Source organism: Bacillus sp. 007/AIA-02/001 (genome assembly GCF_004634455.1).
Classification (GTDB): Bacteria; Bacillota; Bacilli; order Bacillales; family Bacillaceae_G; genus Bacillus_A; species Bacillus_A cereus.
Genome location: NZ_SEIY01000037.1, coordinates 1 through 8814, shown reverse-complemented (window position 1 = coordinate 8814; position 8814 = coordinate 1). Strand labels below are relative to the sequence as shown.

Below are 8814 nucleotides of genomic sequence, written 5' to 3'. Positions count from 1 at the left end.
TCGAGGTGGAAGCATGGTGACATGTGGAGCTGACGAATACTAATAGATCGAGGACTTAACCATATAATATGTAGCAAATGTTATCTAGTTTTGAAGGAATATGCCTTCATAGTTTGGTGATGATGGCAGAGAGGTCACACCCGTTCCCATACCGAACACGGAAGTTAAGCTCTCTAGCGCCGATGGTAGTTGGGACCTTGTCCCTGTGAGAGTAGGACGTCGCCAAGCAACTTTAAGACGAGTCAGAATGACTCGTCTTTTTTGTATGCTTTCATACCTCTATCAATTGCATTTTTAACCCCTTCTAAATAAGAAAATCCATATTTTTTATCTGGCTCTAAGTAAGTTCCTTCCGCCCACTCGTTCCATGCGTTAATAAATAAAAACTCGCTGTTATAAAAAGAGTAAGTCCGATGAATTTGCTTGCTTAAATATATGGTGAACTTTTCAGGGGTAGAACCTACAAAGATGCTGCTATTCGCGTTTTTACGTCGTGCAGTATTATCCCAATCAACAAAAGCACCAGGAAATGTTTTTTTCTTTGGGAGCGATCGTTGTAATATATACATCCATACTTTATCGTAGTCCCAAACGTTTAATTGCATATCAGAATCATATATTACCTTATTTATGTCTGAAGAGCTATCATGGGCAATTGTATAGAAAGGTTCAAACTGAATGCTAGCATCGAATCCATTTATATTAGGTAGTGGAAAACTGTTTAATGTTTCAGCAAAGTATATACCTTTTAAACCATTTTCTCGCGCTAATGCATTCCAGTAATTAAGCATTTTTTCACAATCAGGAATATGTCCTGGACGATAAATAATGAATAGAGGTTTATCATCTATATAAATATATCTCTCATCTTGGAAAGCCTGTAATAAATAATCAAAGTGTTCCTTCCAATCAGATATATCTCCGTAGTCTTGAGGCATTAATATATGTTTATCGAGACCATCCCAAGATTTTGTCCATGGTTCATTTGCCCAAGAAAGACAAAAAGGGAAGTCAGGTTCTTTCATCTTTAGTACCTCATTAAAGGGTGTTTCTAATAGTCTTTTTCCTTTAAACCAGTAATGATAATAACAAAAACCATATATACCGTATGCTTTAGCGATTTTTGCTTGCCACTTTCTTACGGAGGGGGTAGTTAAGTCGTAATAAAAATCTTGATAAGGTTCCCTAGGTTGATAATGTCCTGAAAATAAAGGTCGTGCACTTTTAGTATTTGTCCATTCAGTAAATCCTTTCCCCCACCATCGATCATTTTCTTTAATTTGATGGAATTGTGGTAAGTAAAAAGCGATTATTTTCAAGTTATATCCCCCTCGTGTTTTTCGTAGTTCAAGTGTTGGGAAGTTATTCTTGATTTGGTGAAGCAATTTTAAAATAAGAGATATGTTATCTGTTTACTGTTTTTTTTATGGTATGTATTGGATTTTTTAAGCTTACTTAATAAGAGAGTATTAGGTAATTTGATATATATCTGAAATAGAAAGTACTTTTCGTCATGAAATTTATTACGTTGAATGAAAGGAATTAAATTTTTTGAAGGACAAAGAGGGCCTGTGGTAATCGATTTACATCATCAAAAAAGTCTTGTAGCTTTAAATATTTCTCATAATGATTTTCAATATAAGTCCTAGGTATAACGGTTTCTCCGTAAAAACTACTATTTCTAGCATCCCCTGCACCAGTAGGGCTATGAACAAATTTGCCGTTTTCATAATCCGAGATGGCGCGATGTATATCTGGAAAAGCTTGAGATAAAGTTTTATGCCATCCTGTTTGAATTAATTCAGGATGTTCTTGGAATTGTTGACAAAAATCAAGAAAATAGCGCGCTTGTGTTGTTGCGATGAAGATTCCACCAGGGCGAAGAACTCTTGAAAATTCTTTTACCCAATTTTCGGCAGTTGCTTCGGATAAATGTGAGAATACAGAATAAGCGAATATGATATCTAATGAATTGTCGCTAATAAAATCTACAGGGGGATGTGGGCTTGCTGTTTTATATATCCCTCTTCCTAGTGTTTCATTACAAAGTGTGATCATCGCAGGATCGACATCAATGCCAAGTAAATTTTGATCAGAGGCATCTTTAAATAAGAAGCGTATAATTCTTCCCCATCCGCATCCGAAGTCTAAAACTTTACTTTCTTTATTCAAGGGAACTCCTAAATTTTGGGCGTATTCTTTTATATGGCTATAAAACAAATATGCTTCGTAAAGAGCATGTTCATAGGAAGCACCTACAAATTGTTTTTGAATTTCTTCAGGAGGAAACATAGGTACGGGAACCCCATTTATCGTTGTTTGTGAACAACTTTGTATAAATAAATTTAGAAGTTCGGCATCAGATAGTGAATTAACAAGATGATCAAAATCACTTCCTAACTTAAAGTTATTCATTTGTTAAACCTCCGAATTATATAGTGATTAAACTTTATTTTCTTGCTTTTTACTAATGAAAACATGTAAAAATTCAGCATCTAACCCTAGTGATCTATCCTTTTGTAAAAAAACAATTGTATACATGTTTGCATGTGTATAAATATATTCAATCATATCCTGCCCCCAATCGAACGTTACTAAAGATCCATTCTCATCAATAGGGTTTCCATGATAAATGGGCTCTTCAATATATTCAATCACCTCTTTATTCATTCTTGCTCTTTGCACAGTTTTTGTGAGTGTATGATACCAAGGGACAGTAAATACATGAGCACCGCCAGGTTTTAATACTCGTTCTATTTCTTTAAAGGCTTTGTTTGGCGTCATTACATGCTCAAAAACGTCTTGAGTAATGAATAAATCAAAAGATTCATTTTCAAAAGTCATGTCTTCTAAGTTCTCACATCTAATACCTTGAAAGTATTGGCCAAGAGGATAATTTCTAAAGTATTGAGAATAAGTATAGTTTTTACAGTTTTTTAATAGTAGCTGAGTCGTAATTCCTCCAGGAGAGGATTCGTGAATATTATAGGAATCCCATTTTGGAAAAAATGTATGTAAAGCATGGATTAAAGCTCGCTGCCTTGGTATAGAGTTACATGTAGAACATAAATAATGATCTCTAAGCCAATCATTATGCTCTATAAATGTAGCTTTCTTTTCGCAAATAACGCAGTACCCATTATTGTGTTTCAAATTGATTTCCACACGATATCCCTCCTATGTTAATAAATGCAATCTATGTATGGAAAGTATGATACACGTCAACAATCGGCGAAATTAAAGGAAATGGGTGAAAGTTAGGTATCTCTTAAAATTACGATTAGGAGAAGGGAATAATTAGTTGGAGAGAACTCCCACTCGAATTAAAGTTTCACTTTATGCTATGCGATGTATCAGCTTTTATTCGTGGAAAAATGTATAGACTTAAAATATCCCTTTCGTGTATGGGTACATTTCAAAATCCTGTGCGTATATTTCTGTAACTAAATCCATAGTTTCTTTATCATAAAAGCTTTCGTATGTTGGAAATCGGGGAAAGCCTGGATCTGTAATGCTAAGTTCTGCATAGCTTCCTGCATAAATCATCTTGTGAGCACGATGATGATCTGAATTTGTAAAAAGTGCTAAAGGGGATTTCATCAAATCGTACATGTGTTCCATCTTGGTAATTTGTGTATTAAAATCTTCTAAAGGGATATAGCATTGAATGAAATTTTCTTCACCAGGGACGTATTGTTGACTAAAATGTATATCTAATGCTAGGGAATTGGAATCGAATGCCTGAACGTAATATAAAAATTGTTTAAATGATATTCCTTGATTACTATATTTATCATTATAAAAATAATGACGGATGCTTTCCCATTGTGGGCTAGCATATGGATTGTCAGCAAGTAATAAAAATGAGCTGACAGCTCTTGTATAAGGATTTCGTACAAGTTTACAAACATTTTTTTTAGCCTCTAGAAGACTATTTTGTAATTGTTGAATGTAATTTGTACTGTTTTTATACACCCAGAACTCATAGTAATGAATAAAGTCATTGTATTTCTTTGCTTCAGTAAATAATCCAATTTGAAAAAAGAACCAATTAGCTAATGAGGTGCATCCGCTTCTATGACTCCAAAATAGTATAAGGGGAAAGTCTTTATGGTAATGCGGAATTCGATCTTTATGTAGGATTACATGATTTAAAAGTTCTTGATTTATATTTTTCATGAGTTTAGCGCTCCTTTTTTGAGAACTTTGTGTATGTAGAAGCTTTTTTATGGGGTAAACAAGTGAGGATTGTTTATTAAATATATTCATGGGGATGAGTAAATATTATGAGTGTTTTTGCAGTCAACCTGAATAAGGAAGCTATTCTAAAATGAAAATAGAAAATAAAGATAATGAAATTTTATAACAAACATACAATGATAAGAGGATGAATAATCAAAATGATCCAGTTTATTTGTGTATATTTTTAAGTTTGACAATAGGAAAAATTTATTATTAGAGAGATGATATTATGAGGAAGAATAATTATTTAATAGTAGGTGGAAATAGTTTCATTGGTATCAACCTCGCATTGGGTTTATTGAAACAGGGGCAAAATGTAAAAGTATTTTCCAGACATATAAATAATTTTCCTCAAAATATTGTAAGTGAAGTTGAATTTATTAAAGGTGATTTAGAAAATGTTGAGGATATATATAAGGCTTTAGTGAATATAGATATTATTATTTATTTAGCTGCGACGTCTAACGTAGCAACTTCAATTGAAGATGTTTTCGGTGATATTAATAGCAGTCTATTTTTTCTTAATTTCATGGAAAGTGTTAAAGATTTTCGTATTAAAAAAATTATATTGGCTTCTTCGGGAGGCACAGTTTATGGTGAACCTGAATATTTGCCTATTGATGAGAAACATCCATTAAGACCACTTTCCCCGTATGGAATAACAAAAGTTTCGCTGGAGAATTATTTGTATTTTTATAAGAGAAAATATGGAATAGATTATGTTGTATGTAGATATTCTAATCCGTATGGAAAATACCAAAACCCCTTAAAAAAAGTAGGGGCGATAAATTGTTTTTTGTACCAGCATCTCAGTAATGAAAGGATTCATATATATGGGAATCCGGAGGAAATTATTAGAGATTATATTTATATCGATGATTTAGTTGAAATTACTATACAACTAGCACAATTAAATCAATTGAAATCTTGTGTATACAACATAGGGAGTGGCAAAGGTCTTTCTTTAAAACGAATTATAGTGGAATTAGAGAAAATAACAGAAAGAAAGGTGGATTTTATCTGTTACAAACAAAAACAAGAGAACGTTCAAAAAATCATTTTAAATATTGATAAGGTAAAACAAGAATTGAATTGGGAACCTAAAATAGATTTTAAACATGGGATTAGATTAAATAAGCTATGGATTGAAGAGTTCTTATATAGTAAAAAATAATAACCCACACTCTACTTGTATATAAGCAGAGCGTGGGTTATTAATTTACTTCTTTTTCTATAACCCAAAGGTCTTGATGTTCCCACCAAAATCCTTCAGTATACTTTTTGATAATTGGGTTATGGGGTAATAATTTAATTTTGTCACACACGTAAGAGGGACTAACTATCGTTTGTCCGTATTGATTCACATCTAAATCGAATTGTTCACTAGAAGAGAGAAACCAATAGCCCTTTTCATTTAAATTTGGAAACCCGAAGTATTTTTTGCTTTGATAGCCATGGGTTGTGAAAATGAATAAACCACCAGGTGAAACAGCGTTATACAATGTTTGCAGCCAACGAAACCAAGTTGTATCAGGCATATGAGAGAAAAAGGATAGACAAAAAACGATATCGTACGTAGAGGAGTCCAATTTTAACTGTTCAGGCTCAGGATGAGATAATATAGAAGAATTATTTAATTTGTTTTCAATAAAGGAAATAGCCTCTTCGTGTATATCGCAAGCGGTTATACTCAAATTCGCTTGTAGATTTAATAAATGACGTGTTACGCAGCCGTATCCGGATGCAAATTCTAACAATTTAATTGGATTGACTGTAGGAGGATAAAGGGAAGTAATTAAGTTTAAGAGTATTTGTGCTGAGTTTTGCCCATCTTTAAAGTAATAATCTATCGCTTCTTTTTTTGATGGGAAGACGGGATTAGTGACAATGAACTGAAAGATATGATCCTCAGGATGGATACTTGCATTTACATTATAGCTGTGTGCGATTTGAGAAATTAAATCTTTATGTTCCTCTATAAAGTCTTTCAAAGAGTATTCCCCCTTAAATAATAGTAGCGCCTTACAAGAGATATTGATGGCATAGAAAGCACACGTTTAAATTTTTAAGTATGTTTTAAGATACTTTCTATATGTATACATTTTCATTTTAGAAATGTCGTCGATAGTAAATTTTTCTTTAATGAAATTTTGCATTTGCACAACTTCATTGTAATGGGAGTATGAATCTTCTGTTCTCGTTACGCTATTTAAATGTCGTCTATGATAGTTTAAGGGGGCTGGATTGAAGTAAATATCTCCCTCTGTAAGAAGAGAAACATAGAAGAACCAGTCGCCAGCTATTTTGAACTTCTCTAACTGTTTTTCCGTTTTCTTCATATCTATATTTTTAAAAACTACACTTGAAACATTAGGTATAGTGTTTTTGATAAGTAACGTATCTTGTATTTCTTCGACGCCTTTTCGAAAATAGGGGGCTTTCCATTTTTCTTTATCGATATCATTTGTGTAATTTAAATAATGATTAGCCAATACATTTCCTTGTTCATCTATTTGTTTTGATTGTGTGTAACTTAAGGTAATATTGTTATTTATATAAAACCCCTGTATCACCTCTTGTAAAAATGTCTTATCGCATAAGTCATCGGCCTCTGCGATCCAAATATAATCACCAGTTGCTGCAGAGACTCCTTTTATCCATTGTTTAAATACAGAACCAGAGTTTTTATCATTAATAATCTGTTGAACCTTCAGGTGGGTCTTATTTTCTTTTGAAAGCAGCTTTTTAAAAGTTGATACGCTATGATCAGTGGAGGCATCGTCTAAGAAAATTAGTTCGTAAAGAGGGTAGGTTTGGTTTAATATTGATTCGATTCGATCAGGTAAGTATTTTTCATAATTATAGTTCGGTATGATTACACTTATCTTTTTGTAATTATGTTCGAGAAGATCTAGTAATTGATAAATGTAATTAAGAAAATTGAAGTTTTTTTCGATAAGTTCTTGGCCAAAGCTTCCCTTTTGTAATCGTAATCCCTCATCATGAATAAATTCATATATTTTTTCTAGCATTTTGGGTAAATTTAAAAAGTCTACTAAGGCACCAGTTTTTTCTGTAACAACATCTTCAAAACCTCCAGCATTTTTAAACCCTATAACAGGAAGTTTTGCATCTAATGCTTCTAAAACAACATTTGGAAAAGGATCTTCCCTTGAAGTTAATAAGTATAAGTCAGCCCCAGCGTTATATAATCCGATATCGGGAGTAGGATCGACTAATGTGAAATGTGCTTTATATTTAGGGGGCAGTGTATTCAGGAATTGAACGTCTGTTCTCCCTACCCAAATGAAATGAATATCCTTGTGAGTCTTTCTTACTGAGTAAGAGATAAGTGAGAATAAATCTATCCCTTTCCGATAATCTGCGAAGCCTACACCCAAGATGATTTTGCTATCTAGAGGCAGGTTAAGCTTCTTACGTAACTCATTTCTAGCTTTTGCAATATTGTTCTTATAAGGATTGTGGTTAAACAAACCTTGAGGGAGAATGTGACATTTTTGAGGATCCAATTCAGTGATTGTACGAAATTTTTCATATACGTATTGTGAAGGGAAGACAACTTTGTAAGCAAATTCAGCGATGTTTTTAGCTTTCCCTTCAGCAGAGTACTGTTGTATTAAATGCGGTAATTCATGTATTAATGAAACAACTTTTATATTTTGTCTAGCTAGTAATGCGACGATATCGCCACTTATGACGGTGCTACATATGGCGAGGGTAAAATTCTGTGATAATAAATCCTTTATTAATAATTCGACCTTTTCTTCTGTTTGATAACCTTGCTCGAGACAATAAACAGGACCGTACTTTTGAAAATCGGGAATTAAAATACCGGATCCAATAGAAATAATTGCAACAGAGTAATCAAAGTTTTCTTTAAGAGCCTTAATAGTATGTAAAGAAAGTAGCTGTGCTCCGTGGAAATGGGCATCATGGGATACATAAATTATCTTTTTATTAACATGCATTTCATAACGCCTCCTAAGGGTATTAGATTTCTTTCCCTTTTTTAAAGGTAAAGAAGAGAAGTGTTTTATTTATAATCCCCCTAGAGATGAGCAGGAGGGAGAACGTACTAAAAGAAAAAATACTATCCTTAATATATATTTACTTGGTCTCACATTCATTCTTTAGAAAAGTATTAGTATTAAGTTAGAGAGTGTAGGCTGCAGATTGTTAATTTGAATACATAAGTTTAAGAAGTTCTAAGGATGTGTTAGAAATTAAGAGAGGGCAAAGCTTTTATGATTTATAAAATAAAAAAGATAAAAGGTATTGACGATTGATCTACAGGGGTGTAATATAGAACAAGTCGCCGATGACAATAACGTCGCAAGCGACAAATGAAATAAAAAAACTTAGTTGACATTAACTAACGAAGATGTTAACATAAGGAAGTCGCAAATGAGCGACCAAGTAGTTCTTTGAAAACTGAACGAAACAAACAACGTGAAACGTCAATTTTTATTTTAGATGCTAGACAAACTAACTTTATTGGAGAGTTTGATCCTGGCTCAGGATGAACGCTGGCGGCGTGCCTAATACATGCAA

The 8814-nt window shown here is 33.0% G+C and carries 7 protein-coding genes and 2 rRNA genes; 3 read left to right on the top strand and 6 right to left on the bottom strand.

The genetic code is table 11. From position 1 onward, the window contains the following. Positions 1-112 precede the first annotated feature (112 nt). Positions 113-228, top strand: a 5S ribosomal RNA gene (gene rrf, locus ES895_RS28890). A gap of 14 nt (positions 229-242) precedes the next feature. On the opposite strand, the gene ES895_RS28885 is transcribed toward rrf, so the two are convergent. From ES895_RS28885 to ES895_RS28870, 4 genes are all read right to left on the bottom strand, one after another. Beyond that, positions 243-1319 (bottom strand): glycosyltransferase WbsX family protein, encoded by a 1077-nt coding sequence (locus tag ES895_RS28885; protein ID WP_000690999.1) that lies wholly within the window; start codon positions 1317-1319, stop codon positions 243-245. A gap of 223 nt (positions 1320-1542) precedes the next feature. Further along, positions 1543-2415 (bottom strand): class I SAM-dependent methyltransferase, encoded by an 873-nt coding sequence (locus tag ES895_RS28880; RefSeq protein ID WP_001058693.1) that lies wholly within the window; start codon positions 2413-2415, stop codon positions 1543-1545. Between the two features lie 27 nt (positions 2416-2442). Then, the gene (locus tag ES895_RS28875) at positions 2443-3165 is read right to left on the bottom strand and encodes a class I SAM-dependent methyltransferase (RefSeq protein ID WP_000405117.1); all 723 of its coding nucleotides are present in this window, start codon (positions 3163-3165) and stop codon (positions 2443-2445) included. A gap of 219 nt (positions 3166-3384) precedes the next feature. Further along, the gene (locus tag ES895_RS28870; protein WP_000790055.1) at positions 3385-4179 is read right to left on the bottom strand and encodes a sulfotransferase family 2 domain-containing protein; all 795 of its coding nucleotides are present in this window, start codon (positions 4177-4179) and stop codon (positions 3385-3387) included. Positions 4180-4471: 292 nt separating this feature from the next. On the opposite strand from ES895_RS28870, the gene ES895_RS28865 reads away from it, so the two are divergent. Further along, complete coding sequence (locus ES895_RS28865) at positions 4472-5416, top strand: NAD-dependent epimerase/dehydratase family protein (RefSeq protein ID WP_001230832.1); 945 nt, start codon at positions 4472-4474, stop codon at positions 5414-5416. A gap of 40 nt (positions 5417-5456) precedes the next feature. Here ES895_RS28865 and ES895_RS28860 read toward each other — a convergent pair whose 3' ends face one another. Together ES895_RS28860 and ES895_RS28855 are read right to left on the bottom strand one after the other, a co-directional pair. Further along, on the bottom strand, positions 5457-6233 hold the full coding sequence (locus ES895_RS28860) for a class I SAM-dependent methyltransferase (protein WP_000651241.1): 777 nt from the start codon (positions 6231-6233) through the stop codon (positions 5457-5459). A gap of 66 nt (positions 6234-6299) precedes the next feature. Then, positions 6300-8231: a glycosyltransferase gene (locus ES895_RS28855; RefSeq protein ID WP_000558376.1), complete on the bottom strand. Its 1932-nt coding sequence runs from the start codon at positions 8229-8231 to the stop codon at positions 6300-6302. Positions 8232-8754: 523 nt separating this feature from the next. Between ES895_RS28855 and ES895_RS28850 the strand changes: the two genes are divergently transcribed. After that, positions 8755-8814: ribosomal RNA gene (locus ES895_RS28850) — 16S ribosomal RNA — on the top strand; the annotation flags it as partial.